Here is a 26430-nt window from a genome sequence, read left to right as displayed (position 1 = left end):
TTCGTGCGTACGCGCCTGCGGGTCATGCGCGGTGGCGCAGCTCCCGTCGGAGGATCTTGCCACTGGTCGTCTTGGGAAGCTCGGGCAGGATCTCCACCACCCGGGGATATTTGTACGCGGCGAGCCGTTCCTTGCAGTAGGCGGCCAGCTCCGCCGGCGCCGGCTCGGCCCCGGGCCGCAGGCTGACGTACGCCTTCACCGACTCGCCCCGGTAGGCGTCCGGCACCCCGACGACGGCGGCCTCGCGCACCGCCGGGTGGGTGTAGAGGACGTCCTCGACCTCCCGCGGCCACACCTTGAAGCCGGAGGCGTTGATCATGTCCTTCTTGCGGTCGACGACGTACAGCCAGCCGCCGGCGTCCATGAAGCCGATGTCACCGGTGCGCAGTTCGCCGTCCGGGAGGGCCTTCGCGGTGGCGTCGGGGCGCCGCCAGTAGCCGGGCACGACCTGCGGTCCGCGAACCGCGATCTCGCCCTGTTCGCCGAACGGCAGGTCCCGGCCCTGCTCGTCGATGATCCGCACGACGGCGTCGGCGCCCGGCACACCGACGGCGAGGGTGCCGGAGAGCGTGTCGACCGGCGCCTCTTTGCCGGGCGGGACGCTGGCGCAGGGGGCGGTGCATTCGGTCAGGCCGTAGCCGTTGTGGAGGTACGTTCCGCAGCGGCTGCGGAACGTCTCGACGAGGGCGGGCGGCAGCGGTGCCCCGCCGGAGGACATCACCTGGAAGGACGCGAAGTGGTCACGGGTGACGTCGGGGTGGGACATCAGCGCCATATACGCGGTGGAGGGGCCGACCGTGTAGGCGGGCCGGTGCTCCAGGAACGCGTCCAGGACGACGCCCGCCTCGAAGCGGTGGGCGAGCGCGAGGGTGCCGGCGTTGACGATGCAGGCGGCCAGCTCGCAGACCATGCCGGTGATGTGGAAGAGCGGGGCGAGCGCGAAGTAGGTGGCGCCTTCGGGCAGGTCGTGGCCGGTGCGCTGCCGCTCGGCGTTGTAGCTGATGTTGCCGTGGGTGTTGGTGGCGCCCTTGGGGGTGCCGCTGGTGCCGGAGGTGTAGCTGATCAGTGCGAGATCGTCGGCGGTCAGCTCCGGGTCGTCCGGCACGGCCCGTATGCGGCCGGCGGTGCGTGCGACGGTCAGCAGGTCGTCGGCGCGCTCGCGCGGCCCGATCGAGGTCCCCGCTGCACCGAGGCGCGGCGCGATGGGGGTCTGCCCTGCGCCGAGCACCCGCGGGTCGTCACGAGTCTGCAGATCCCACTCGGAGGCGGTCAGCGCGATCCGTACGGACGGGGTCTCGGCGGCGGTGGCACGCAGGTGGGCGTCCCAGGTGCGGTCGGCGCAGCAGACGGCGGCGACCTCGGCGTCGTGCAGGATGTGCCGCAGCTCCCAGGACTTGTACATGGGATTGACGGGCACCGCCACACCGCCCGCCTTCCAGACGCCGAGCAGCGCGAGCACGAAGTGCGGGGTGTTCTGCAGCATGACCGCGGCCCGGTCGCCGCGCCGGAAGCCGTGGCCGGCGAGGTGGGCGGCGATGCCGTCGGACAGCGCGTCGGTCTCGGCGTAGGACAGCCGGGCGTCGAAGTAGGCGAGCGCCGTACGGTCGGGGGCGCGGCGGACCGCGGCCCGGAAGGCGTGCAGTGTCGAGGGGGGCGGCTGGACCGGGGCGCGCTGGGCCTCGTTGAGCTGCGCCAGCCACGGCATGTCCTGGTAGGAGGTCATCGGGTGCGGCCCTTTCTTCCTGATCGCCTGATCATCCATGGAGGGAACACCTGGGGTGCCGTGGGGGTGGCGGGCCGGCCTCGGCACGCCCGCCACCAGGGGTTTTCCTACGACGCGCTACCTTCGGCCTGCTCCAGCTTCCGCTGCAGGCGGTTCATGCTGCCCAGCCAGCGGTCGGGCTCGGCGGCCCGCGCGGTGTAGTAGCCGGCCACCTCCGGGTGCGGCAGGACCAGGAAGCGGTCCTCCTCGATCGCGGCGCACAGCGCGTCGGCGACGGCGGCGGGTTCGATGGCCCCCGGGGCGAGGACCAGGTCACCGGCGGTCCCGGTGGCGTCCAGCATGTCGGTGCGGACGCCCTGGGGGCAGATGGCGTGGACGTGGATCCCGCGGTGCCGGTAGGTCAGCGAGAGCCACTCGGCGAAGGCGTACGCGCCGTGCTTGGTGACGCTGTACGGGGCGGCGGCGACCATGGTGAGCAGCCCCGCGGCGGACACGGTCGAGATGAACCGGCCGCTGCCGCGCTCCAGCCACTCGGGCACCAGGTCGCGGGTGGCCCGGACATGCGCCATCACGTTGACGTCCCAGGCCAGCGCCCAGTCGTCCTCGGGGGCGTCGGGGCCGCCGCCGGTGCCGACGCCCGCGTTGGCGCAGAAGACGTCGATGGCGCCGCCGAGCGCGTCGCGGGCGGCCGGGACGACGGCGGAGGCGTCGCCGGGGACGGCGAGGGCGCCTATCTCGTCGGCCGTCCGCTCGGCCTTGGCCTCGTCCAGGTCGTTGACCACGACCCGGGCGCCTTCGGCGGCGAACCGGCGGGCCAGCGCGGCGCCGATTCCCCCGCCCGCCCCGGTCACGACTACGGCCTTGTCCCGTACAGCTTCCACGCTGATTGCTCCCTGGGTAGCGCCGACATGGCTAGCGAGCAGACTAACCAGTCGGTATGTCCGAGCGGAAGAGTCCGTCCCCGCTCGGCTCCCCTCCACGCTCGGCTTCGCTCGCGCGCATGGGGACCCCTATGCGCGGGCCCCCATGCGCGGGGCTCACGGGCGGGGTGCGTTCCGTAATGCTCCGGCTACGGCTAGCGTGCGCACGACAGACGAACACCAGGGAACCGTGCTGAATCCCGCCGCAACACGAACCAGCTCCACATCACCCGCTCAACCTGGATCACTGCCCCGATCACGGAGGTGTGCGCATGGCCCTGTCGAGACGCGTTCTTCTCGGGCATCTGGCGGCGACCGGAGCGGCCGGGGCCGCGGTCACCGCGGCCGGTCCCGCTCACGCGGCGCGGCCCCCGCACGGCGGTGGTCGACCGGTGCGCACCGGCTTCGACATGCTGGCCGCCGACGGCTACCGCCTCCTGGACGGCCGCCGGATCGGCATCGTCACCAACCCCACCGGCGTCACCAGCGGGCTGGACCACATCGTCGACGTCCTGCACGCCGACGACCGGGTGCGGCTGACCGCCGTCTTCGGACCCGAGCACGGCTTCCGCGGCACCGCCCAGGCGGGCGGCTCCGAGGGCCGCTACGACGATCCGGCCACCGGGCTGCCGGTGTACGACATTTACCAGAAGAGCGGCAAGGAACTCGCCGAGATCTTCACGACCTCCGGTGTCGACACCATCGTCTTCGACATCCAGGACGTCGGCGCGCGCTTCTACACCTACATCTGGACGCTCTACGACTGCATGGTGGCGGCCGTCCTGGCCGGCAAGCGCTTCCTCGTCCTCGACCGCCCGAATCCGGTCACCGGCCGCTCGGCCACCGGCCCGGTACTGGACAAGGCGTATGCGTCGTTCCTCGGCCGGGAACCGATCCCGCAGGCGCACGGGATGACGGTGGTGGAGCTGGCGCTGCTGTTCAACGGCGAGTTCGTACCGAAGGCCGCCGGGCGGCCGGTGGAGCTGGAGACCGTCCGGATGAGCGGCTGGCGGCGGGCGGACTTCTTCGACGCGACGAGCCTGCCATGGGTGCCGCCGAGCCCCAATATGCCCACCGCCGACACCGCGCTGGTCTACGCGGGCACCTGCCTGTTCGAAGGCACCAGTCTCTCCGAGGGGCGCGGCACCACCCGGCCCTTCGAACTGCTGGGCGCGGACGGCATCGACCGGCGGTGGGCCGAGGCGGCCGGCGAACTCGGCCTGCCCGGCGTGCACTTCAGGGAGGCGTACTTCGCCCCCACCTTCTCCAAGTTCCAGGGCAAGACGATCGGCGGCGTCCAGCTGCACGTCCACGATCGCGAGCTGTTCGACCCGGTACGCACCGGCATCGGCCTGCTGGTGACCGCGAAGCGGGTCTGGGACGGCTTCGCCTGGCGGCCGGACCACGGCATCGACAAGCTCACCGGCTCGTCGACGGTACGGAAGATGATCGACAAGGGCGCGGGGACGGACGAGGTGGTGGGCGCCTGGCGGGAGGGTCTGGAGCGCTTCCGCGCGGTGCGGCGGCGGTATCTGCGGTATCGCTAGTGCGTGACCGCATAGATTCGCCGGGTTGGGGGTTGGAGCGGTGGGATGGGTGGTGACGTCCTGATGGGCGGGAGGCCGTCCCCGCCTGCCCCCGACCGGGACGCGCTCGCATCCGCAGCGAGAAAGGCATCCGCTGGAGCGGACGCCCTCTGCCCAACGCGGCCTGGCCTGAAACCGGGCCGAGTCCCCTGCACCTCACTAACCGACCCGCTGCATCGCCTTCCGGTGCCGTTCCGCCATCGCGGCTCCGGACTCGCGGCGGGCCATCCTGCGAAGGACGGACGGTGCGAGGAGCAGCCCGGCGACCGCCCAGGCACCCAGCACGCCCGCTGTCTCCAGGTGCCGCCAGGATTCGCCGATCTCGGCGGCGACCGCGTCGGCCGGCAGCAGCGCAGACCTCAGACCGAGGCCGAGCCAGTACACGGGGAAGATCTGTCCTACGGTCTGCAGCAACTCGGGCAGCTTCGACAGCGGGAAGTAGATCCCGGAGATCACGACGAGTCCCATCACCGGAAGCATCAGCAACCCGACGGTGCGCGGACTGGCGACGAGTGAGCCGATGACGGCGCCCATCGGCAGGGTTGCCAGGAGACCCAGCGGCACCCCCCACACCAGCGTCAGCAACGCTCCGCCGCCCTGCCGGGCGACCCCGTCCACCAGGAACACACCGGCGGCGAAGGGGAGGGCCATGGAGACGAGAGCCGTACCCGACACCATAATGATCTTGCCGACCAGGTGGCCGACCATGCCGTGAGGCACCGCCTTGGCCCGCAGCAACGTGCCGTCCTCGCGCTCGGTCGCGAGCAGCTGCGCCGTGGTCATCATCCCGGTGAACGCGAGCGTCATCCCCAGCATGCTCGGCAGCATGAACGCGCCGGCCGAGATGCCTGCGCCCTTCAGCGGATCGTCCCTGACCAGGAACAGCGGCACGATGAGCAGGACCGTCCAGAGCACGTACCCGAACACGTCCTGGCCGGTGGTGAAGGTATGCCGAAGCTCCGTCCAGCCGCGCCGCACTCCTGTTCTCGCCGCGTACCACACCGGACTCATCGCGATCCCTCCCCGAAACCGTGTGCCGCCCGCTCGCCGGGGACGCTCCCCGCCTCCAGCTCCCGCACCATCGTCAAGTAGGTGTCCTCCAGGCTCGCCCGGCGCACCTCCAGCCCGCCGATCGCCTCGCCGTGCTCCTCGAACAGCCGACGGACGAACCGGGTGGGCTCGGCCGTCGCCTCCTCGAAGGGCAGCCCGTCCCGCGTCCAGCGCACGGTGGCCTCGGCCGACGCCTGCCGGGACAGCTCCTCTGCCGCACCATCGGCCACGATCCGGCCACCGGCCAGAACGAGGATCCGGTCGGCGAGCTTCTCCGCCTCGGCCAGGTCGTGCGTGGTCATCAGAACGGTGGTGCTCTCGTCCGCGAGCCCACGTACCAGACCGTGGAACTCGTTCCTGGCCTCCGGGTCCAGACCGGCCGTCGGCTCGTCCAGGAACAGCAGCTCGGGTCTGCCCACGATGCCGACGGCCACGTCGAAACGCCTGCGCTGCCCGCCCGACAGGGTTCCGACCCGCTTGTCCGCCTGCTCGGTCAGCCCCACGGAGGCGATGAGCTCGTCGACGTCCCACGGCCGCCGAACGAGGGCGGTGGAGTACGGCGCGTAGTACGAACCAAGCTGGGCCAGCAGTTCCCGCACCCGCCACTTGCCGTGGTCGCGCCAGGACTGCAACACGATGCCCAGGCGTGCACGCCACCGCTCGTCCCCGCGAGCCGGATCGGTGCCGAGGACGGTCACATCACCGGCCGAGCGCATCCGGAAGCCCTCCAAGACCTCGATCGTGGTGGTCTTACCCGCGCCGTTCGGGCCGAGCAGCACGACGACTTCACCTCGCCGGACCGTGAAGCCCAGCCCGTTTAGCACATCCTGGCCGCGGTAGCGCATCCGCAGATCCCGTACGTCGATGACCATGTCTCTCTCCGGTGGTGGGCTGCTCCCAACCCCGGATATGGCGTGAGCGGTCGTCATCGGTTTTCCCCCGTCCATCTCGTGGTCGTCCTCTGGGATGAGGGGCCGGAGACCGCGCCGACGTCCGTGGTCATGGGACGCGTCTTCGGCTACGGCTGACCGCTGCCGCCTGGCGGCAGCCGTTCGAGCTCTCCCCGGACGAACACATTACCGAACGGTTCAGGTGCTCATGCCCCTCCATCGACCAGCCGAACGTCCCGGTCACAGCGCTAGGCGTATCACCAGGTGCTGTCGCCGGCAGTACCTGCGGTGCCACCAGCTCGCGTGGCGGGCCGCGGGAACACGCCCCGCGCCCGCCGCGTCGTGGCCGCAAGGGGCCCAGCGCGGGGACTTTGCCCACCCGCTGAGCCGCCGCCACCGCCCTAGGGCCGGAGCCACCACCGCTCGCTCTCCGCCGACAGCGCCTCCCAGAGGAGGTTGAGCGGATGGCCCGGTCCGTACGCGTCCCGCTCTCCGCTCCGCGTGAACACCCCGACCAGCACCTCGGTCGTGGGCCCCACATCCCCGACGATCTCCAGGGTCCGCAGCCCCCCGGCCTCCGGGAGACGGCCGTCCGCCGCCGCCTCCCCTATGCCACGGGTGACGAGCATGGCACCGCTCACCACACCCGAGCGCAGCAGCTCGAAGCCGTAGTGCGCGGCCTCTATCTCCGCGCCGACGGTGAGCTTCTGGCGGTAGTCGGGGCCGTACCACGCCTTCAGCACCCGGCCGATCACGCCGCCCGAGACCACCAGGGACAGCCGGCGCAGATCGCGGGCCCGGAACGAGGAGCCGGGGAGCCGGTCCGGCGGCAGGTTCGTCAGCAGGGACAGCCCGCTGCGCCGCCATTCCATGACCTCGTACGGCGCCAGCAGTTCCGCCTCCTCGCCCTCCGTGACGACCACACTGCCGCAGACGAGATCGAGCTCCTTACCGCGCAGCTTGGTGAAGAGGTCACCGGTGCGGACGTGGGTGACCTTCAGGTCGACGTCGTCGCGCTCGTAGTCCTCGCTGACACGTTCCACCGCGTCCAGAAGGAAGCCGAGTGTGTAGCGGGTGGTGCCGACGGACAGCGTCCGGCCCAGCCGGCGGCGGGCGTCGTGCACCCCGTCCGACCACTCCCCGAGCGTGCGCCGCGCCAGATCGACCATCGCCTCGCCGGTGGCGGTGAACAGGGCGTCCCTCCCACGCCCCTGCTTGAGGACGAGTTCCTCGCCGCACAGCGCGGCGAAGGTGCGGTTCATGGTGTCCAGTTGCTTTTGCACGCTGGACTGCTCGCGGCCCAGTCGGCGGGCAGCGCCCAGCGCCGTGCCCGTCTCCCGCACCACGATCAGCGTGCGCAACTGGTCCATGGTCGTGTCAAGCAGCTCGGCCGGATACTGCTGCGGACCCAACAAGGCCATGCGCCCCTACTCGCTTTCCAACTCCCCCTGGAATTCAGGACTGTGCAGCATAACCCGCGGCCCGAGACGTCCCCGAGGCCAGCCGGGAACGCAGCAGGCGCCCAGCGACAGGTTCCCGTCGGTCCGCGCACCGCGGACGCGGGCCGGCCCCGGGCACACGCCCGGGGCCGGCATCGGTCGTTGCGCCGTTCACCGATGTGCGGGGAACTCCACGACCTGCTGATACGTCGGCCGGTTCTGCCAGCTGACGGTGTCGTGCGTCAGACCGCCCACCGCACGGTGGATGATCGCGTCCGCGCACCACTGGTCGCCGGCCCGGCAGCTGTCGTCGCCCGGGTAGACCCGCTCGGCCGTCTTCCCGTTCGCCTGCCGGAGCGTGGCGAGCAGGGTGTCACGGCAGGCCGACAGCCGGCCGTTGCCGCAGTACGGGGCCGCGAGCGGGCCGTCGACCCGGTCGCCGAGCACCGCGCGGAGGTCCTTGTCGGCGTAGCTCCACCAGCCGTACTGGAACGCGGATCCGGCGTGCGAACCGGTCGGGCCGTGACCGGCCGACGGCGCCTCGTCGATGGCGAGGTTGGTGCGCAGTGCGTCGTAGAGCTCGCCGCCCAGGCCCGGCTTGAAGACGCCCTCGATCAGCAGCGGCCACCAGGCGTCCATCAGCCGTACGGCGTCGGGGTGGGTGTAGGTGTGCGAGCCCGCGGCGGTCTCCCGGCGCTGTGCGCCCTCCTCTTGCCATGCCTCCAGTCGCTGGACGGCGGCGCGGAGCGTGGGATCGGCGAGGGGCTTGCTGCGCAGTACCCGCAGGAGTTCGGGCAGGACGTCCTCGCCGCGCAGGTCGGTGACGGCGGCCTCGGACATCGCCCGGGTCAGCGACGCGCGGGTCACCCCGCCCTCCTCGGTCAGCGCGCGTACCCGGTCGTCCAGCAGACTGCCGCGGTGGACGGAGCCGTTGCCGAAGCCGGCCGAGTCGTAGTTGGTGGCCTGCTTGTTGTTCCAGGAGATGTAGTAGTCCTGGTTGACGGACTGCGGGTGCTGGGCGGGCGGGGTGTAGTCGCTGGTATTGGTCCTGGGGTCGTAGCCCCGCCATTCGTGGGCCGCGGCCGCCTTGACGGGCAGCGTGGGGTCGACTTGGGGGTTGCGGACCGGGTTGAGGCCGCTGTTGTAGTAGGCGATGTCGCGGGAGTCGGCATAGAACCAGTTGAAGGCGTAGCCGATGTGCCGGGTGGCCTTCTGGAAGGACGTGGCGTCGCGGACGTACGCGGGGTCGTTGAGCATCTGGAAGCCGATGATGGAGTCGGCCTCGTGGCGGTAGGTGGAGCGCAGCGCGGTGTAGGCGACGGGCTTGCCGCCGATGGTGGCGCGGTGGGTGACGGTCCCGTACTTGGTGCGGAAGACCTGCATCCGGTACGAGCCTGCCGCCGTCGGGTCGGCGATGGTGGGTTTCCAGGAGTTGGTGCGCTCCAGCTTCTCCATGGGGACGCAGGCGCCGTGGTAGCGGTAGGAGGTGGCGTCCTTGGTGGGCTCGGAGCCGTCCGCGTTGCACAGGTCGACGGCGTAGGTGTCGGTGATGTCCTGGCCGGCGGAGGTGGCGCTCCAGGAGTAGTCCTGGCCACGGCCGAGCTGGACGTACATGCCGACGCCCGCGAAGGAGGCGCCGCGGGCGCTGATGCCCGGCCCCTGGATCTCCTGGAGCATCAGCAGCTGCGGCGCGAAGTAGCCGGTCTGCGGGCCGAAGACGGCGACCGGGTTGCCGCTGGCGGTGTGCTTGCCGGAGACGAGCAGGGCATTGGACATCCCGCGGTGCCGCGTCGGGTTGAAGCTGCCCTCGGGCAGCACCCCGTTCTTGAACAGCCCTTCCAGCTTCCGGTACTTCTTCGGGGCCTTGACCGGGTCCTGTGGCGGTGCCACGCCCTTGGAGGCGGCGGCGCCCGTGCGGTCGAAGACGAGTGGTTCGGGGGTGACCGAGCCCCGGTCGGGCAGCGCGGTGCCCTTGGCGCGGGCCGGTTTGACGGCGTACGGGAAGCTGCTGCCGTCGTGCAGGGTCTTCACGGCCTCGGGGTCGTCGCGCTCGCGGAAGGACTCCCAGACTTTGGTGCCCTTCTCCACGCCGTACTTCTGCTGCGCGGCGAGCAGGGACAGCGCGTTGGGGACTTCCCCTCCCCCGCCGTTGCCGAAGAGACCGCCGACGACGGAGGCCAGCGCGATCAGGTCGGTGAGCGTGAAGGGCTTGATGCCGTCGGTGTGCGACGTCCGTCGCGTGGCTCCCGCGTTGGTGACGGCGTCGACATGCCCGGTGAGCACGTACTCGCCCGGGAAGTAGCGGCCTTCCTCGGCCTTCCGGATGTAGGCGTTGATGCCGTCCACGTACGCCCGGGCGTCCGCCATGGCCTGCTTGCCGCGCGCCCCGTTGTGGTCCTCGATGTAGTCGACCTGCTCTTGGAGGTCCTTCTCGGTGTACGGGGCCTGCGGCCAGAACTGCTGCTCCAGGCCCTGGTTGGCGAGTGCGCCGCCCGCGAAGGAGGTCAGCTCGCCGCGTCCGATGTGACGGAAGAGGTCCATCAGCCAGAGCCGGTCCTGACCCGCGGCGTAGCCGACGCCGAACTCGGTGCCGTAACGGGTGGTGCCCTTGATGTGCGGGACGCCGGTCTTCCTGTCGCGGGTGATGGTGACATCGTCACGCGGGGCGGTGACCTGGGCTATCTGGTCCTTCGGGACGCCGAACGAGGCGTCGTTGAAGAAGGTGCTGAGGGTGTCGTCGGTGAGCGACTGATAGCCGCTCGCCAGCGCGCCGTACGGGGCGAGTTGGTCGGAGGCGTGCGCGGGCCGGGTGCCGAACAGCTTGTGGGCGAGGATCTCCATCAGGGTCGCGTTGCCGTTGGTGCCCGGCGGCAGGATGTCGGCGCACTGGCTCTGGCAGTAGTCGGGGGCCACGGGGGCACCTCCCGCTCGCGCGAAGTCGAGAGCGGAGGAGGATCCGGCGGCCGCGGTGGGGGGCGGTGCCAGCACCGTGGCACCCAAGGCGAACAGGGCTGCCGCGGCGGCGGTCCTGAGTCTTCCGGTACGTCGTCGCATTCCTGCTCCTCGATGGGGGCCCCTCGCTCCTTGAGAACGTGAGGGAGGGCGGACAGGCGGGACGTTACCGGCGGTTACGTGCTACCGGAAGATGAACAGCAGTCACCGTTCCCGCTTCCCCGCAGGCGGTCGGCCGGGATCGCGTACTCGGCACCGCGGTCGCGCATTCGGCACCGCTACGACAGCGCCACGGCACCTCACGAGAGAAGCGCCCCGAACCGCAAGAAAATTCGATGGATCCATGCGGTGATCGGCTACGTCCCTTCGGTGTCCAGTCGGGTCCTCCCCCCGGAGGTGGTAGAACATGGCCGGTTTCAGAGCCCTCGCCGAACAGGTCCGCAATCCACGACTCGTCACAGCTCAGCGCCGTACCGCCCTGCGCAAGTGCCTGGAACGCTTCGCCCCGTACGGGCACCGGGCGACCTGGCACCATCTGTGCACCCGGGTCGGGATCGCGACCCATGACCGCGACCCGGACCCGGAGCGGCTGGTGGCCGCGCTGGCCGAGCTGGAGGAGGCCCGCACCGTCTGGCTGGCGTACGAGGAGGAGTTCGCCGCCCGGCGTCGCCAAGAGAAGCACCACGGCATCCGGCAGCCCAGCGCGATCGACGACTGGCACCGGCGTACGTGGGGCGGCTGCGACATCGTGCCCTGTGAGTCACCGCATCGGCATCCGGCGGCCCGGCTCGCGGTGGTGCTCCGTCGGATGATCGCTGCCATGGAGTCGGGACGTCCGCGCCGGGACTGCCCGGTGTGCGGCGGGACCCGCTTCGCCTGGGTCGCGGAGCGGACGGGCTGCCCGGCGTCCGGGCCCGCGTGCCGGGAGTGCGGGGTGCTGGCCCCGGCGTCGGTGCTGACGCCCGAGGCGCTGGCGAGCGCGGAACAGGTCCGGGGGGACGGAGCGTTCGCGGCGGCGTGAGCGGCGCTCCGAGGGCGGGGCGCGGCCGGATCCGAGGGGAGGGCGCGGCCGATCCCCGTTGGGCCGGGCGTGACCGCGGGCTGGGGACTGCCCGCAGGCCGGTTGCGGCCGGGGTCCTGGCGGGGGCCAGTCCTGGCGGGGGCCGGGGGCCGGGGGCCTGGCAGGGCCGGGGCGCGGCCTGCGGACTCCCCGCGAGCCGAGCATGGCCAGGATCCTGGCGGAGTCGGGACGGACGCAACCTGCGAACTTCCCGCGCGCAGGGCGTTGTCAGCCCCCCCTGTCATCATCGAAGCATGATGCAGGTATGTCTCAACGGTGCTCGGACGGCGGCCGATTCCGGGGCGGTGCCGATGTCACCGGCCGCGCTCGCCGACGCCGCGCGGGAGGCGGTCGCGACCGGGGCCGACGATATCCACGTCCATCCCAAGACCCCCTGCGGCCGGGACTCGCTCTCGCCGCGCGTGGTGGCCCCGGTCCTGGAGGCGATCCGGGCCGCGGTGGACGTGACCGTCGGGGTGACGACCGGTGCGTGGGCCGAGCCGGAGCCGGGGGTCCGTGCGAAGCAGATCAGGGCCTGGCCGGTGCTGCCCGATCACGCCTCCGTCAACTGGCATGAGCCGGGGGCCGAGACCGTCGCCGCCGCGTTGCTGGAGCGCGGCATCGGCGTCGAGGCCGGCATATGGTCCGGAACGGACGGCGCCGCGCGGTTCGCCCGCTCGCCGCTGGCACCGGGGGTGCTGCGGGTGCTGGCCGAGGTGATGGACACCGACGCCCGGTCGGCCCCGGCCGCCGCACGCGCACTGCTCGCCGAGGTGACCACCGCGCCACACGGCCGGCCGGTGCTGCTGCACGGCGTGGACGGCGGAGCCTGGCCGGTACTGCGACTGGCCGCCGAGCTGGGGCTGGCCACCCGCATCGGCATCGAGGACACGTTGCTGCTCCCCGACGGCACCACGGCTGCCGGCAATGCCGAACTGGTCAGCGCGGCAAGGGCTTTGTCAGCACATATCCCCGGAGGTGGTTGAACGGTGGACCTTCCGTCGCATGCTCGCGCGCCAGGGGGCGGCGGCCGCGGCGACCGCCCGCCGCAGCGCGCTCCTCCTACCCGTCCGGCCCCGCGTCCGCGTGCTCCGTGTCGGCATGCCGACCCTCTACGCTCTTTACGCACGCGCGCTGGAAGTGAAACAACTGTTCACGGGCTGACCACGTGTGGGCACCCACGCCGTTCAGGCGTAAGGGAGCACACCAACCCGCGCCGGCGTCAGCTCCTCCCGTCCGTGCGGCAGCAGGGCCGCGGGACGCCACACGAGAGGGTGCACGTCCATGGCCGAACTGCACGATCTGACCGCGCTCGAACAGGCCGAGGGGATCCGGTCCGGTGAGCTCTCCCCCGTCGAGCTCACCGACCACTATCTGGCGCGGATGGACCGGCTGGACGACACGCTGGGCGCCTTCATCACCCGTACCCCGGAGATCGCCCGCAAGCAGGCCGCGGACGCCGAGAGCGAGGCCGTCGCGGCCCGTCGCGAGGGCCGCGAGCTCCCGCCGCTGCACGGCGTCCCGGTCCCGGTGAAGGACCTCAACCAGGTCGCCGGTGTGCGCTGCACGATGGGATCGGGCGCGCTGACCGCGTATGTGCCCACCGTCGACGACCATGTGGTCGACAAGCTGCGCGCGGCCGGCACGATCATGCTCGGCAAGACCAACACCCCCGAATTCGGGTTGCCCTGCTACACCGAGAACGCGATCGCACCGCCCGCCCGCACCCCGTGGGATCTGGAGCGGTCGGCGGGCGGTTCGAGCGGTGGGGCGGCCGCCGCCGTCGCCGGCGGCCTGGCGCCCCTCGCGCATGCCAGCGACGGCGGGGGCTCGATCCGCATCCCGGCCTCGCTCTGCGGGCTGTTCGGCATCAAGCCCAGCCGCGGCCGGATCAGCGTTGGCCCGCTGTTGCACGACGTCACGGGCCTGAGCACGTCGGGGCCGCTGGCCCGTACGGTCGCCGACGCCGCGACGCTGCTGGACGCCATGGCGGGTCCGATGCCCGGCGATCCGTACACGGCGCCCCCGCTGCCGCCCGGCGAGACCTTCGCCGACCACGCCCGCCGCACTCCCGGGCGGCTGCGTATCGCCTGCCTCACCGGCGCGCCCATCCCGGACGTCGACGTCCACGCCGACTGCCGCACCGCGGTCGAGGAGACCGCCGCCCTTCTCCGTGAACTCGGCCACCAGACAGACGAGTTGACGCTCCCCCCGGACGACGGCATCCGCTACGCCTTCACCCGCGTCTGGTCGGTGATGGCCGCGAACCGCCCGGTGCCGGAGGACGGCGAGGAGCTGCTGATGCCGCTCACCCGCTATCTCCGGAGGCGCGGCGCCGAGGTCTCCGCTATGGACTTCGCGGGCGGGATGTACGCGTTCCGGGCGCTCGCCCAGACCATCGCGGACGGTCTGATGCCGACGGCCGGCGGCTATGACGTGATCCTCTCCCCGACCCTCGCCCAGCCGCCGTTTCCGGTCGGCGGACTGCGCAACAACGCCGATCCCCAGGCGGAGTTCGCGGCCATCGGCGCGTTCACTCCGTTCACCGCGCTCTACAACGCCACCGGCCAGCCCGCGGTGAGCGTCCCACTGCACTGGAACGCCGAGGGGCTGCCGATCGGCGTGATGTTCGGCGGCCGGTACGGCGACGAGGCCACCTTGATCTCGCTCTCCGCGCAACTGGAGCAGGCCCGCCCGTGGGCGGCACGCAAGCCGTCGGTGTGGGGGTCGCTGCGCTCGGCCTGAGCCGATGTCTTTGACTGTCCCGCCGTGGCTCCCCCACTGCCTGAAGGGCGTGGGGGAGCCACGGCGAGAAACCCCCACGGCGGGAAAGCCGACAACGACGAGCACCAAGCCGGCCCACGCAAAGCGCAGCGGATCACCGGTCGACGCGTAGCCGCCGTGCGCCGGGGCCCTGTTCACCCAGAGTGTCGTACGGGTTGGACAGCGCGCACCTCTCCAGCGAGAGACAGCCGCAGCCGATGCAGTCGGTCAACCGGTCGCGCAGGTCGACGAGTTGACTGATCCGCTCATCGAGCTCGGAGCGCCAGACCTCGGAGAGCCTGGCCCAGTCGGCGCGGTTGGGGGTGCGCTCGTCCGGCAGCTCCGCCAGCGCGTCACGGATGACCGCGAGCGGGATCCCGACCCGCTGGCCCGCCCGGACGAAGGCGACCCTGCGTAGCGCGTCACGGGTGTAGCGGCGCTGGTTGCCGGCTGTCCTGGTGCTGCTGATCAGCCCCTTGGACTCGTAGAAGTGCAGCGCGGAGACCGCGGCGCCGCTGCGCGCGGAGAGCTGGCCGACGGTGAGTTCATGAACCTTGTACGGAAGCTGAGGCACGACTACAACCCTAATCGCACCGCATCGCGGGACCTTCGGAGGCGTTGACAGCGGACACCCTCGTCATATGCTGAGCAAGCGCTTAGTAATGCCCGGATCCCGAGGAGGCAGACGGAGATGGCAGAGCCCCGAGTGTTTCGATCGCTCGACGAGCTGCGGACCGCGGTCGGCGAGGACCTGGGCACCAGCGACTGGCTGGAGATCGACCAGAAGCGGATCGACCTGTTCGCGGAGGCCACCGGCGACCACCAGTGGATCCATGTGGACCCGGAGAAGGCCGCGGCCGGCCCCTTCGGCACGACCATCGCGCACGGCTATCTGACGCTGTCGCTGCTGCCCGCTCTCGTACCGCAGCTGATACGCGTCGAGAACGTGAAGATGGGCATAAACTACGGCACGAACAAGGTGCGCTTCCCCGCCGCCGTCCCGGTCGGCTCCCGGCTGCGCGCCACGGCCAGGATCGCGGAGGTCACCGAGGTGTCCGGCGGTGTGCAGCTCACGACGACGGTGACCGTGGAGCGCGAGGGCGGCGAGAAGCCGGTCTGCGTGGCGGAGGCGGTCAGCCGTTTCCATCTCTGAGGGGCCGTCTCCGAGGGGCTCGGTCTATGAGGAACCGGTTACTGCGGATCCGTCACTCCGGATCCGTCACGGATCCGTCTCTGAGGCCAGGCGCACAGCGTGCGTGGCTGCGCGCGCAATCCGTCACCCTCGGATCCCGAGCCGCGGGAATACCCGCCCACGCCCAGGGCGTTGTGGGCCACAAGGGGGGACGCGCAACCCTTAAGGGTTCTGTTCGCCTACCCCTAGGGGACAATCCCCCACCCCACAGGGACCCCCGGCCCACCTCCAGGGGAAAGCGGCCGGCTCAGTCCGCCTCCACCCCCACCATCCGCAGCACCAGTCCGGCGTAGAGCGCGCCGACCTCGTCGGGGGTGCGCGGGCCGTCCGCGGTGAACCACCGGGCGACGTCCACACACAGGGACAGCACCGCGAGGGTGGTGCCCGGCACATCGTCGGTCCGGAACTCGCCGGTGTCCTGGCCGTCCTGGATGATCTGGCGCAGCAACCGGTCGGTCCGGCGGCGCAGGCCGGTGATCTCGGCGTAGTGCTCCGGGCTCAGGGCCTGGAGTTCGTACTGGATGACCCGGGCGGTGGTGTGGTGCTCGGCGTGCCAGCGGGCGAAGGTCCGCACGGCGTCGCGGAGCCGCTCGGTGGCGCTGCCCTCGGCCTCGGCGGCGGCGCCCATGATGCGCAGCGCTTTCTCGTGGCCGATGCCGCTGATGCGGTAGAGCAGTTCTTCCTTGGTCTTGTAGTGGATGTAGAGCGCGGCGGGGCTCATGCCGGCGCGGCCCGCGATGTCGCGGGTGGTGGTGGCGTGGTAGCCGCGCTCGGCGAACGCCTCGACGGCGGCGCGGACCAGCCGTCGCGCGGCGTCCGGGCTCACGCCGCCCCATTCCTCGCTCTCCTCCGCCGCCCGCTCAGCCGCCGCACCCATCGCGTACCCCGCTCCTCGACCGCCAGGGACCTTCCTCTGACGGATCGAACACCATACCGCGCTGCTGAGCAAGCGCTTAGGGGCGTGGGCGGCGGCCGGGCGCCCGGCCGAGCCATCGGCCGGCGCGGATCAGAAGGCGGAGACCCCCGTCAGGGCGCGGCCGATGAGCAGTTTCTGGACCTGGCTGGTGCCCTCGTACAGCGTCATCACCCGGGCGTCCCGCAGCAGCTTGCCGACCGGGTACTCGTCGATGTAGCCGTAGCCGCCGAAGACCTGGAGGGCGTTGCTGGCCGCGCGCACCGCGGCCTCGGAGGCGAACAGCTTGGCCTTGGACGCCTCGGTGGCGAACGGTTCGCCGCGCTCGATCAGATCGGCGACCCGCCAGGTGAGCAGGCGCGCGGCGTCCACATCCACCGCGATGTCGCTGATCAGCTCCTGCACCAGCTGATGCCGGGCGATGGGCTTGCCGAACTGCTCGCGCTCACCGGCGTAGCCGAGCGCGGCGTCCAGGGCGGCCTGGGCGATGCCCACACAGCCGGCCGCGACCGACATCCGGCCTTTCGCCAGCGCGGACATCGCGACGGAGAATCCCTTGCCTTCGGGGCCCAGCATGGCGCCGGCGGGGACCCGTACGCCTTCCAGGACCAGCGCGGCGGTGGCCTGGCCGCGCAGCCCCAGCTTTCCGTGGATCTCGCGGCGTTCCAGGCCGGGGGTGTCGGTCGGTATGAGGAAGGCACTGATGCCCTGGTGGCCGGGCGCGCCGCCGGTGCGGGCGAAGAGCAGCACGACATCGGCCCAGGTGCCGTTGGTGATGAACGTCTTGGCGCCGTCGATGACGAAGTGGTCTCCGTCGCGCACCGCCCGGGTGGTCAGGCTGCCGGCGTCGGAGCCGGTGCCGGGTTCGGTGAGGCCGAAGCAGCCGACCGCGTCGCCGGAGGTGAGACGGGGCAGCCAGGCGCGCTTCTGTGCCTCGTTGCCCCAGGAGGCGATGGTTTTGGCCACCAGGCCCAGGGAGACGGAGACGATGCCGCGCACCGAGGAGTCGGCGCGGCCCAGCTCCTCGGTGACCAGGACGTAGGAGAGATGGTCTCCGCCGGAGCCGCCGTATTCCTCCGGGACGGTCAGCCCGAGGAAGCCGACCTCGCCGAGCTTCTTCACGATGCCACGGTCGACCTGTTCCGCGCGGTCCCAGGCGGTGACGTGCGGGGTGATCTCACGGTCGACGAAGTCCTTGGTGAGCTGCCGTGCGGCGGCCTGTTCCTCGCTGAGTTCCAGGTTCATCTCGGCCTCTCGGGAATGTCGTGGAATCTCATGGAATGTCGGGGGTCGGTTGGGGGCGGGTCGGGTCGGCGCGGCCCTCGCCGGGGTGACGTCCTCGCCGCCCACGCGTCTCCATTAACTACCACTGCTAGTTTTCTGTTGTCGGCTCTACTATGTGCCTCATGGCCCGCCCCCGCAAGCCCCTGCTCAGCCGCGAGCGCATCGTCGCCACGGCACTGGCGCTCATCGACGCGGAAGGGCTGCCGGCGCTCTCCACCCGGCGTCTGGCGGCGGAGCTGGGGGTGAGCGGGCCGTCTCTCTACAACCACTTCACGACGAAGGACGAGATCCTCGACGCGGTCGCCGACATGGTCATCGCCAAGGTCGATGTCTCGACGTTGGAGGCGGGCGGCGACTGGCGGGCGGGCCTGCGCGACTGGGCCCGCTCCTACCGCGCGGCGCTGGCCGCGCACCCGCACATCGTGCCGTTCCTCGCGCAGGGACCGGGCCGCCGGCCGGCCGGGCTGAAGATGGCCGACGCGGCGTTCGGCGGCATGGTCGAGGCGGGCTGGCCGCCCGCGCAGGCGACCCGGGTCTGTGCGATGGTCCGCTACTTCGTGGCGGGCTCCGCGCTGGGCTCGTTCGCCCGCGGTTTCGTGGACGACCCCAGCGCGTACGACCCTGCCGACTACCCGCACCTGGGGCAGGCCCACCTCCTGGCGGAGCATCAACGACAGGTGGACGAGGGCGCGTTCGAAACCGGGCTGCGTGCCCTGATCGACGGGCTGGCGCTGCAGCATCCGGAACGCGTACCGCCTGAGGGCTGACGAGGACGAGCCACCCGGTCGCGTGTGCTGGGCGGGACCGAGGCACCGCGTCCGTCATTGCCGACTGGACGTCACCTCCCCTTGTCAGCCCACCCAAAGAGCGCGACGAACCCCTGACGACCAGCCAGCACGTCGTCAACGGATCGCGCGCACCATCGGTTTCTACTGTTCCGGACGCACCAGGGCCGGGGCCTCCCCGCACCCCGGCCGTCCACCGCGCGCTCCCCCGCTGGACGGCGCGCCGCTCAGAACACGATCAGCGCCCGCCCTCCCCTGCCCGCGAGCATCGCGTCGAAGGCGGCCGGGATGCCGTCCAGGCCGATCCGTCCGGTGACCAGTGCGGACAGGTCGAGCGCGCCGGAACGGACGTGCCCGGCGATGACGGGGAGGTCGCGCGCGGGATCGCTGTTGCCGTAGACGCAGCCGGAGAGGGTCCGGCCGAAGTAGAAGAGTTCCAGGGCGGAGAAGGTCACCCGCTGGTCCTGGCCGCCGATTCCGACGACCGTCGTCCGGCCGCCGCGCCGGGTGGACGACCAGGCCGTACGGATCGTGTCGGCACGGCCCACGCATTCCACCGCGACATCGGCGCCGACGCCACCGGTCAGCTCGCGGATCCGCTGGGCGCCCGCCTTCTCGAAGAACGCGGCGTCATCGGCCACCAGGAACTCGGTGGCGCCGGACGCGCGGGCCAGCTCCTCCTTCTCCGGTGAGACGTCCACGGCGACGATCGGGCCCGCCCCCGCGATGCGCGCCGCCTGCAGCGTGGCCAGGCCGACGCCGCCGGCCCCGAAGACCACCACGGACTCCCCCGCCCGCACCCGGGCACTGTGGTGCACGGCGCCCCAGCCGGTGAGCACCGCACAGCCGAGCAGTGCCGCGTCGGTCAGCGGTACCCCGTCCGGCAGCGGCAGCACGGCGTGCGCCGGCACCACGGTCTCCTCGGCGAAGACGGCGGTGCCCAGGGCGGGGTAGAGGGCACTGCCGTCGGCGGCGAGCTTGGCGTACGGGGCGTTCCCGGCACGTCCCGCACGGGTGCACAGCCAGGGCTCCGCCAGGCCGCAGAAGTGGCAATCGCCGCAGGACGGCGCCCAGTTGAGGATGACCTGGTCGCCGGGGGCCACATCGGTGACACCGGGGCCGACGGAGGTGACGGTGCCCGCGCCCTCGTGTCCGAGGACGGCGGGGACGGGCTGGCGCAGGGTGCCGTTGGACAGCGACAGGTCGGAGTGACAGACGCCGGCGGCGGCCAGGCGGATACGGACCTGGCCGGGGCCGGGCTCCGGCAGGTCGATCTCGGTGACCTGGAGCGGGGCGTTGACGGCGGGGAGTACGGCGGCGCGGACCACGGGGTCTCCTCGGGGCGGGGGCGGACGGGAGAGGGACGGGAGGGGCGGGGGCGGGGGCGGGGCGACGGGGCTGAGGGGGTGGACGGCTGGGGGTGGACGGGGAAGCCGCCCGTCAGCCCGGTCCCCCATCAGAACTGCAGCGACTTGGTCTGCAGGTACTCGGCCAGACCGTGTGCGCCCAGCTCGCGGCCGACGCCGGACTGCTTGTAACCGCCGAACGGGGCAAGGGGGTTGAAACGGCCGCCGTTGATGTCGACCTGCCCGGTGTCGAGGCGGCGGGCGAAGGCCACCGCCTCGTCCTCGTCGCCCGCCCAGACCGCGCCCGCGAGACCGTAGACGGTGCCGTTGGCGATCCGGACCGCGTCCTCCTCGTCCTCGTAGCGCAGCAGCGACAGCACCGGGCCGAAGATCTCCTCCTGGGCGATGGTCATCTCCGGCGTGACGTCCGCGAAGACGGTCGGGGTGACGTAGTAACCGGTGTCGCGGGGCGCTTGCGGACCGCCCGCCACGACCTTCGCGCCCTCGGCGATGCCCTGCTCGATATAGCCGCGCACCCGGTCCTGCTGCTTGGCACTGGCCAACGGCCCGATCCTCTCCCCGGGGACGTACTTGGCGACGGCGGCCACCGCAAGGTCCACGGCCTCGGCGTACTGGTCCTTGTGGACCAGCATCCGGGTCCACGCGCTACAGGTCTGGCCGGAGTTGGCCATGACGTTCGCGACGCCGACGCCGACCGCCCTGGCGAGGTCGGCGCCGGGCAGGATGACATTGGCGGACTTGCCGCCCAGCTCCAGCGCCACCCGCTTGACCTGGGCGCCCGCGATGGCACCGATCTTCCTGCCGACGGCCGTCGAGCCGGTGAAGGAGACCAGATCGACACCCTCGTGCTCGGCGAGCGCCTGGCCGGCGACCGGGCCGAGACCGGTGACGAGATTGAACACACCGGCCGGGATGCCGGCCGCGTCGACACCCTCGGCGAACAGCTGGGCGACCAGCGGGGTGTCCTCGGCCGGCTTGAGGACGACCGTGCAGCCCGCCGCGAGCGCCGGCGCGACCTTGGCGACGATCTGGTGCAGCGGGTAGTTCCAGGGCGTGATCGCGCCCACCACGCCGACCGGTTCGAGCAGCACCGTGGAGTTGTCGATCTTCTCCTCGAACGGGTACGAGCGGGTCAGTTCGGCGTATGCGCCACAGACCGCGATCGGCACACCGGCGTGCACCGTCCTGCTGAACGGGAGGGGCGCACCCAGCTCGGCGGTGACCGTCTCGGCGATCTCCTCGGTGCGCGCCACGAGTTGGTCACGCAGCGCGGCCAGCAGACCGGCACGCTCCTCGGGCGGGGTGCCGGCCCAGCCGGGCAGCGCGGCACGGGCGGCACACACGGCGGCATCGACGTCTTTCGGCGAACCGGCCGGGACGGTGGTGATGATCTGGCCGGTGGCCGGGTTCATGACGTCGATGGTGCTGGTCGTCCCCTCGGGGGTGGTCCCTTCAGGGGTGGTCCCCTCGGCGGTGGCCCCCTCGGCGGGGTGCCAGCGTCCGCCGATGTAGAGCGCGTTGTGCGGCTTCACGTCGTGTCCTCCTGACCGGGCGGGGCAGTCGTCCCCTCGGGGACAGCCCTGGGGGAGGACCTAAACTAGCGACGGTAGTTTTGCAGGCGCCAGGGCGCCGTCACGTGCCCTCAGTCACGGTAGCTGTCCGCTGCGCTCGGCCTGGGCTGTCCGCTGCGCTCGGCCTGGGCCGATTCGGTTCCGTACGTTGCCGAGTGCGGCGCCGTGTCGCCTGCGGCGGGCTGTTGCCGCTGCGCGGGGCTTTCGGGTGCGGTGACGGGCCTCCGGACTCCGTCCTGCGGCCCGTCACCTCCCGTTGGGGGTGGGAAGGAGGTGAGATGTGGTTTCGGCCGGTTTTCGCCCATCCGTTGTGTGAGGACGCCCTGAGGGGCGGGGTGTCCGGTCGTTTTGTTCCGACGTCCGGCGCGGGTACGGGCCGCTATTCCCGGAACACGCCACGTAGTCGGCAGGACGCCACCAACCCGGCAGCGGGGGGCCACAAGGCACGCCACCCACCGGCCCTCCCACCCAACCAACGGGAGGTGACCGGCCGGAGGACGGAGTCCGCAGGCCGGTCACCGCACCCGAAAGCCGCGCAGCGACCACAGCGCCGCAGGCACAACGGCGAGAGAGCCAAAACACAGCGCCAGTAGCGCAGCGGACACGCACAGCGGCGGGAAAGCCAGAACCGGACCGCCCGCCGCAGGCGCGCCCCACGGCGGGCCAGCCGACGACGGCGAGCAACCAAGCCGGCCCGGGCAAAGCGCAGCGAAGACCCAAGCCGGCCCAGGCAAAGCGCAGCGAACGCGCAGCGCCCCGCTACACGATGCCGAAGACCAGGCTCGCCCCCAGCACCACCAGTGACGTCAGCGCCGCCCACTTCACCGTGAACCTCGTGTGGTCGCCGAACTCGACCTTCGCCATGCCGACCAGGACGTAGACGGCCGGGACCAGCGGGCTGGACATGTGCAGGGCCTGGCCCACGAGGGACGCGCGGGCGATCTCGACCGGGGCCACGCCGTGCGCCGCGCCCGCCTCGGAGAGGATCGGGACGATGCCGAAGTAGAAGCCGTCGTTGGACATGAAGTAGGTCAGCGGGATGCTGAGGACGCCGGTGACGATGCCCATGTGCGGGCCGAGGGTGTCGGGGATGCCGGAGACCAGCCAGCGGGCCATGTGCTCGACCATGCCGGTGCCGGTGAGCACACCGGTGAAGACGGCGGCGGCGAAGACCATGCCGGAGACGTTGAGGACGTTCTCGGCGTGTGCCGCGATACGGGCCTTCTGATCCTTCATGTGCGGGAAGTTGACGGTGAGGGCGATGGCCGCGCCGAGGAGGAAGAGGACCGGGATGGGGAGGGTCTGGAGGATGAGGAGGGTGAGCAGGGCGAGGGTGAGCGCGGCGTTGAACCAGTAGAGCTTGGGGCGCAGGGTGGCGCGCCGGGGGTCCAGGACCTGAATCCCCAGGTCCTGGGAGGCCGGCCCGTCGGAAGCCGGTCCCTGGGAGGACGGTCCCTCGGAAGCCGGTCCCGGGGAGGACGGTCCCTCGGAAGCGCGTCCCTCTAAGGGCGGTCCCTGGTTGTCGTCGGAGGAGCCGGTGGCGGCCGGGGCGCCCTTGGCGGACTGCCCGGCGGTCTGGGCGCCGCCCTCGGCGCCGGTGTCGGCGCCGACCAGGACCGTGTCCGTCTCGGTCGCCGCCTCCGTATCCGTGTCCGTCCGCTTGATGGTCCCGGTCACCGTCCGCGCCTCGCCAAGGGTCAGTGCGCCGAGCCGCTTGCGCTCGCGCCGCCCGAGGACGTACGCGAGGGCGAAGACCGCGACCAGGCCGACGGCCAGTGCCGGGATCATCGGGATGAAGATGTCGCCGGCGTCGAGCTTGAGCGCGGTGGCGGCGCGGGCGGTCGGGCCGCCCCAAGGCAGCGTGTTCATCACGCCGTTGGCGGTGGCGGCGACACCGGTCATCACGACCAGGCTCATCTTCAGCCGCTTGTAGAGCGGGTAGAGCGCCGAGACGGTGATCATGAAGGTGGTGGAGCCGTCGCCGTCGAGGGAGACGATCGTGGCGAGCAGCGCCGTACCGACCACCACACGGACCGGATCGGCCTTGCAGAACTTCAGGATGCCGCGGACAACCGGGTCGAAGAGCCCGACGTCGATCATCACCCCGAAGTAGATGATGGCGAACATCAGCATCGCGGCCGTGGGGGCCAGGTCGCCGATGCCCTTGAGGACATGGTCGCCCAGATGCGCACCCTGTCCGACCAGGACGCAGAACAGCGCGGGGATGAGCACGAGCGCTGCCATCGGTGACATCTTCTTCGTCATGATCAGCGCCAGGAAGGTGGCGATCATGACAAATCCGAGGACTGTCAGCATGACGGGTACCTCACGTTCGCCCTTGAACATCTGCCGGGAGTGGCGGTCGGGGTGACGTTAGGTGCCGCGAAGTTTCGTCAACAAGGTCTTGACGCGCGAGCAATACGAGCAAAACCCCTGGTCAAAACGGTCTCAGGGGACGGGCGTGAGGAGAATGGGCAGGGCGTTGAGCACCGCGGTGCCGGAGAGGACGTCCAGCCGGGATCCGTCGTTGAGCTGGTTGACGTTCACGCCGGGGTCGGCGGCGGCGTGCCCGGTGCGTGTTCCGGGCCGGTCGTGCCCCCAGCCGTGCGGCATGCTCACCACGCCGGGGCGCACCGTGTCGGTGATCTCCACCGGCACCTCCAGCTCGCCGCCGTCCCCCTTCAGTCGTGCCAGGCCACCGTCGGTCAGGCCGAGCCGTGTCGCGTCGTCGGGGTGCACCTGGACCGTGCAGCGGTTGCTGCCGCCGGTCAGTGCGGGGACGTTGTGCATCCAGCTGTTGTTGGAGCGCAGATGCCGACGCCCGATCAGCAGCAGCTCGTCCGGGCGGGCCGTGAGGGTCGATCGCAGCCGGGCGACTTCGGCGGCGATCGGCTCCGGGCACAGTTCGACGGTGCCGCTGCGGGTTTTGAGGACGCCGGGGATCCGTGGGGTGAGCGGGCCGAGGTCGATGCCGTGCGGATGGTCCAGCAGCCGGGCCAGGGTCAGCCCCTCGGGGTCGGCGCCGAAGCCGTCGCCGTACGGGCCGAGCCGCAGCATCATGTCGAGTCGGCGTTCGGCGCCGGTCTGGCCGGTCAACTCCCCTGACAAGTCCGATGGTTGAAGCCCGTGGACCGGGGAGTGCGGGTCGGCGACGGCCTTGCCGAGCGCCGTGTCGATCACCATGGTGTCGACCAGGCCGGGGTCCGCGCCGTCCTGGCCGCCGGCGCACAGAATCAGCCGGGCGTGGATCTCGCACTCGTCGGGCCGCCCGTCCGCGAGCGGCAGCACGGGCCTGGTGTAGCGGACCTGGTTGCGGACGGCGAGCGCGTTGAAGGCGAAGTCGAAGTGGGCGCTGCGGGACGGCGGGGGCGGCGGCAGGACGACATCGGCGTGCCGCGAGGTCTCGTTGAGATACGGGTCGACGCTGACCATGAAGTCCAGGGAGGCGAGCGCGGCGTCGAGGCGGTCACCGTCCGGGACGGAGAGCACGGGATTGGCGGCGATGGCGACGGCCGCCCGGATGCGGCCCTCTCCGGGGGTGTCGATTTCCTCGGCCAGGGCGACGATGGGCAGTTCGGACTTGGCCTCGGGGTGGCCGGAGACCCGGCTGCGCCAGCGGCCCAGGGCGAAGCCGCGGCCGGGCCTCGGCGGGCGGGGCGCGGCGCCGGTCGCGGAGAGCGGGAACATGATGCCGCCGGGCCGGTCGACGTTCCCGGTGAGGATGTTCAGCACATCGATCAGCCAGCTGGTGAGGGTGCCGAACTCGACGGTCGTCGAACCGATCCGCCCGTATACCGCGGCGGTCCGCGCGGCGGCCAGTTCGCGGGCCAGCCCCCGGATCCGCTCGGCGGGCACCTCGCACACCGGGGCGACCACCTCCGGCGGGAAGTCCTCGGCCAGCCGTGCCACCTCATCGGTCCGGCCGATGTGTTCGGCCCGTTCCCCCAGGTCCACCAGGCCCTCCTCGAAGAGGACCCGCACCATCGCGAAGAGCAGCAGCGCGTCGGTCCCGGGCCGGATGGCGAGATGCTCGTCGGCCAGCCGGGCGGTACGGGTGCGCCGTGGATCGATGACGGTCAGCCGTCCACCGCGGCGGCGCAGCGCCCTGATGCGGCCGGGGAAGTCGGGGGCGGTGCACAGACTGCCGTTGGAGTCCAGCGGGTTGGCGCCGATCACGACGAGGTGGTCGGTGCGGTCCAGATCCGGTACGGGGATGGCCAGGGCGTCGCCGTAGAGCAGTCCGCTGGAGACGTGCTTGGGCATCTGGTCGACAGTGGAGGCGGTGAAGACATTGCGGGTGCGGAGGGCGGAGAGCAGGACGGGCGGGTAGAGGGCGCCGGCGACGGTGTGCACATTGGGGTTGCCGAGGACGACGCCCACGGCGTCCGGGGCGTGTTTCTCGATCACCGGCCGCAGCCCGGCCTGCACGGCGGCGAACGCCTCGTCCCAGGTGGCCTCCCGGAGCACCCCGTCCCGGCGCACCAGCGGGCGCGTCAGCCGGTCGGGGTCCGCGTCGAGCTGGCCGAACGCGGCGCCTTTGGGACAGATGAACCCCTTGCTGAAGACATCGTCACGGTCGCCGCGGGCGGCGGTCACCCGGTCTCCGTCCACGGTGACGCTCAGACCGCAGGTGGCCTCGCAGAGCGGGCAGATACGCAGGGCGGTACGACTCATCGGTCTCTCCCGGGGACGGGGACGGTGCCGGTGGCGGCGGTACGCGTACGGGACCGACCATACCGACCAGTACGCATGGAGGGCAGCCCCTTGTCCCGCACCGTCCCGACACCGCTGTCCCGCCCCGTCCAGATACCGCGCCGGACAGGCCCGCAACAGCACCTTGCTCTCGGCGACGATGGCCCGTATACGCCGGGCGGGGCGATCCGGCCACCGCGGCCGGGATCCCCCAAGTTCTCGGCTTCTCCCCCGCTCTCGACT

General features: G+C 71.5%; 19 protein-coding genes. 6 read left to right on the top strand and 13 right to left on the bottom strand.

The features are described 5' to 3' along the window. Positions 1–22: 22 nt before the first annotated feature. Together K9S39_RS34425 and K9S39_RS34420 are read right to left on the bottom strand one after the other, a co-directional pair. Positions 23–1723, bottom strand: coding sequence for an AMP-binding protein (locus K9S39_RS34425; RefSeq protein WP_248869091.1), 1701 nt, complete (start codon positions 1721–1723; stop codon positions 23–25). Between the two features lie 107 nt (positions 1724–1830). Next, positions 1831–2604 carry an SDR family oxidoreductase gene (locus K9S39_RS34420; protein WP_248867223.1) on the bottom strand — a complete coding sequence of 258 codons (774 nt, stop codon included), beginning with the start codon at positions 2602–2604 and terminating at the stop codon, positions 1831–1833. A 311-nt stretch (positions 2605–2915) separates the two neighbouring features. Here K9S39_RS34420 and K9S39_RS34415 point away from each other — a divergent pair, with 311 nt between their 5' ends. After that, positions 2916–4190: an exo-beta-N-acetylmuramidase NamZ family protein gene (locus K9S39_RS34415; protein ID WP_248867222.1), complete on the top strand. Its 1275-nt coding sequence runs from the start codon at positions 2916–2918 to the stop codon at positions 4188–4190. Between the two features lie 198 nt (positions 4191–4388). On the opposite strand, the gene K9S39_RS34410 is transcribed toward K9S39_RS34415, so the two are convergent. The 4 genes from K9S39_RS34410 to K9S39_RS34395 all read right to left on the bottom strand — a co-directional run bounded on the left by K9S39_RS34410 (position 4389) and on the right by K9S39_RS34395 (position 10662). Further along, the gene (locus K9S39_RS34410; RefSeq protein WP_248867221.1) at positions 4389–5240 is read right to left on the bottom strand and encodes an ABC transporter permease; all 852 of its coding nucleotides are present in this window, start codon (positions 5238–5240) and stop codon (positions 4389–4391) included. Next, on the bottom strand, positions 5237–6151 hold the full coding sequence (locus K9S39_RS34405) for an ABC transporter ATP-binding protein (RefSeq protein WP_248867220.1): 915 nt from the start codon (positions 6149–6151) through the stop codon (positions 5237–5239). Before K9S39_RS34405 ends, K9S39_RS34410 begins: the two co-directional genes overlap by 4 nt. Before the next feature lie 419 nt (positions 6152–6570). Next, on the bottom strand, positions 6571–7590 hold the full coding sequence (locus tag K9S39_RS34400; RefSeq protein ID WP_248867219.1) for a LysR family transcriptional regulator: 1020 nt from the start codon (positions 7588–7590) through the stop codon (positions 6571–6573). A gap of 189 nt (positions 7591–7779) precedes the next feature. Then, positions 7780–10662: a penicillin acylase family protein gene (locus K9S39_RS34395; RefSeq protein WP_248867218.1), complete on the bottom strand. Its 2883-nt coding sequence runs from the start codon at positions 10660–10662 to the stop codon at positions 7780–7782. Between the two features lie 304 nt (positions 10663–10966). Here K9S39_RS34395 and K9S39_RS34390 point away from each other — a divergent pair, with 304 nt between their 5' ends. The 3 genes from K9S39_RS34390 to K9S39_RS34380 all read left to right on the top strand — a co-directional run bounded on the left by K9S39_RS34390 (position 10967) and on the right by K9S39_RS34380 (position 14365). Beyond that, the gene (locus K9S39_RS34390) at positions 10967–11581 is read left to right on the top strand and encodes a hypothetical protein (protein ID WP_248867217.1); all 615 of its coding nucleotides are present in this window, start codon (positions 10967–10969) and stop codon (positions 11579–11581) included. A 293-nt stretch (positions 11582–11874) separates the two neighbouring features. Then, complete coding sequence (locus K9S39_RS34385; protein ID WP_248867216.1) at positions 11875–12606, top strand: 3-keto-5-aminohexanoate cleavage protein; 732 nt, start codon at positions 11875–11877, stop codon at positions 12604–12606. 298 nt (positions 12607–12904) lie between these two features. Continuing rightward, positions 12905–14365: an amidase gene (locus K9S39_RS34380; RefSeq protein ID WP_248867215.1), complete on the top strand. Its 1461-nt coding sequence runs from the start codon at positions 12905–12907 to the stop codon at positions 14363–14365. A 133-nt stretch (positions 14366–14498) separates the two neighbouring features. Here the strand turns inward: K9S39_RS34380 and soxR are convergent, their stop codons facing one another. Continuing rightward, positions 14499–14957: a redox-sensitive transcriptional activator SoxR gene (soxR, locus tag K9S39_RS34375; RefSeq protein WP_248867214.1), complete on the bottom strand. Its 459-nt coding sequence runs from the start codon at positions 14955–14957 to the stop codon at positions 14499–14501. 117 nt (positions 14958–15074) lie between these two features. Here soxR and K9S39_RS34370 point away from each other — a divergent pair, with 117 nt between their 5' ends. Beyond that, on the top strand, positions 15075–15536 hold the full coding sequence (locus tag K9S39_RS34370; RefSeq protein WP_248867213.1) for a MaoC family dehydratase: 462 nt from the start codon (positions 15075–15077) through the stop codon (positions 15534–15536). Between the two features lie 286 nt (positions 15537–15822). On the opposite strand, the gene K9S39_RS34365 is transcribed toward K9S39_RS34370, so the two are convergent. Both K9S39_RS34365 and K9S39_RS34360 read right to left on the bottom strand, forming a co-directional pair. After that, positions 15823–16452 carry a TetR/AcrR family transcriptional regulator gene (locus K9S39_RS34365; protein ID WP_248867212.1) on the bottom strand — a complete coding sequence of 210 codons (630 nt, stop codon included), beginning with the start codon at positions 16450–16452 and terminating at the stop codon, positions 15823–15825. Between the two features lie 129 nt (positions 16453–16581). Next, positions 16582–17733 carry an acyl-CoA dehydrogenase family protein gene (locus K9S39_RS34360; protein WP_248867211.1) on the bottom strand — a complete coding sequence of 384 codons (1152 nt, stop codon included), beginning with the start codon at positions 17731–17733 and terminating at the stop codon, positions 16582–16584. Positions 17734–17885: 152 nt separating this feature from the next. Between K9S39_RS34360 and K9S39_RS34355 the strand changes: the two genes are divergently transcribed. Further along, complete coding sequence (locus K9S39_RS34355) at positions 17886–18539, top strand: TetR/AcrR family transcriptional regulator (protein WP_248867210.1); 654 nt, start codon at positions 17886–17888, stop codon at positions 18537–18539. 245 nt (positions 18540–18784) lie between these two features. On the opposite strand, the gene K9S39_RS34350 is transcribed toward K9S39_RS34355, so the two are convergent. From K9S39_RS34350 to K9S39_RS34335, 4 genes are all read right to left on the bottom strand, one after another. Beyond that, on the bottom strand, positions 18785–19885 hold the full coding sequence (locus tag K9S39_RS34350; RefSeq protein ID WP_248867209.1) for a Zn-dependent alcohol dehydrogenase: 1101 nt from the start codon (positions 19883–19885) through the stop codon (positions 18785–18787). Between the two features lie 128 nt (positions 19886–20013). Beyond that, positions 20014–21456 carry an aldehyde dehydrogenase family protein gene (locus K9S39_RS34345; RefSeq protein WP_248867208.1) on the bottom strand — a complete coding sequence of 481 codons (1443 nt, stop codon included), beginning with the start codon at positions 21454–21456 and terminating at the stop codon, positions 20014–20016. A gap of 798 nt (positions 21457–22254) precedes the next feature. Further along, positions 22255–23811, bottom strand: a complete 1557-nt coding sequence (locus tag K9S39_RS34340; protein WP_248867207.1) for a citrate:proton symporter — start codon at positions 23809–23811, stop codon at positions 22255–22257. Positions 23812–23943: 132 nt separating this feature from the next. Next, positions 23944–26169 carry a molybdopterin-dependent oxidoreductase gene (locus K9S39_RS34335; RefSeq protein WP_248867206.1) on the bottom strand — a complete coding sequence of 742 codons (2226 nt, stop codon included), beginning with the start codon at positions 26167–26169 and terminating at the stop codon, positions 23944–23946. Positions 26170–26430 lie beyond the last annotated feature (261 nt).

The organism is Streptomyces halobius, assembly GCF_023277745.1.
In the GTDB taxonomy this organism is placed as follows: domain Bacteria; phylum Actinomycetota; class Actinomycetes; order Streptomycetales; family Streptomycetaceae; genus Streptomyces; species Streptomyces halobius.
The sequence above is the reverse complement of the archived record's forward strand: the minus strand, read 5'-3'. Positions and strand labels throughout refer to the sequence as shown.

What these genes read in the sequence shown, in the direction of transcription:
- K9S39_RS34365 (WP_248867212.1), bottom strand. Translation starts at nt 16,452, where the DNA reads ATGGGTGCGGCGGCTGAGCGGGCGGCGGAGGAGAGCGAGGAATGGGGC.
- K9S39_RS34385 (WP_248867216.1), top strand. Translation starts at nt 11,875, where the DNA reads ATGATGCAGGTATGTCTCAACGGTGCTCGGACGGCGGCCGATTCCGGG.
- K9S39_RS34360 (WP_248867211.1), bottom strand. Translation starts at nt 17,733, where the DNA reads ATGAACCTGGAACTCAGCGAGGAACAGGCCGCCGCACGGCAGCTCACC.
- K9S39_RS34405 (WP_248867220.1), bottom strand. Translation starts at nt 6,151, where the DNA reads ATGGTCATCGACGTACGGGATCTGCGGATGCGCTACCGCGGCCAGGAT.
- K9S39_RS34400 (WP_248867219.1), bottom strand. Translation starts at nt 7,590, where the DNA reads ATGGCCTTGTTGGGTCCGCAGCAGTATCCGGCCGAGCTGCTTGACACG.
- K9S39_RS34425 (WP_248869091.1), bottom strand. Translation starts at nt 1,723, where the DNA reads ATGACCTCCTACCAGGACATGCCGTGGCTGGCGCAGCTCAACGAGGCC.
- K9S39_RS34415 (WP_248867222.1), top strand. Translation starts at nt 2,916, where the DNA reads ATGGCCCTGTCGAGACGCGTTCTTCTCGGGCATCTGGCGGCGACCGGA.
- K9S39_RS34380 (WP_248867215.1), top strand. Translation starts at nt 12,905, where the DNA reads ATGGCCGAACTGCACGATCTGACCGCGCTCGAACAGGCCGAGGGGATC.
- K9S39_RS34390 (WP_248867217.1), top strand. Translation starts at nt 10,967, where the DNA reads ATGGCCGGTTTCAGAGCCCTCGCCGAACAGGTCCGCAATCCACGACTC.
- K9S39_RS34395 (WP_248867218.1), bottom strand. Translation starts at nt 10,662, where the DNA reads ATGCGACGACGTACCGGAAGACTCAGGACCGCCGCCGCGGCAGCCCTG.
- K9S39_RS34340 (WP_248867207.1), bottom strand. Translation starts at nt 23,811, where the DNA reads ATGCTGACAGTCCTCGGATTTGTCATGATCGCCACCTTCCTGGCGCTG.
- K9S39_RS34410 (WP_248867221.1), bottom strand. Translation starts at nt 5,240, where the DNA reads ATGAGTCCGGTGTGGTACGCGGCGAGAACAGGAGTGCGGCGCGGCTGG.
- K9S39_RS34335 (WP_248867206.1), bottom strand. Translation starts at nt 26,169, where the DNA reads ATGAGTCGTACCGCCCTGCGTATCTGCCCGCTCTGCGAGGCCACCTGC.
- K9S39_RS34370 (WP_248867213.1), top strand. Translation starts at nt 15,075, where the DNA reads ATGGCAGAGCCCCGAGTGTTTCGATCGCTCGACGAGCTGCGGACCGCG.
- K9S39_RS34355 (WP_248867210.1), top strand. Translation starts at nt 17,886, where the DNA reads ATGTGCCTCATGGCCCGCCCCCGCAAGCCCCTGCTCAGCCGCGAGCGC.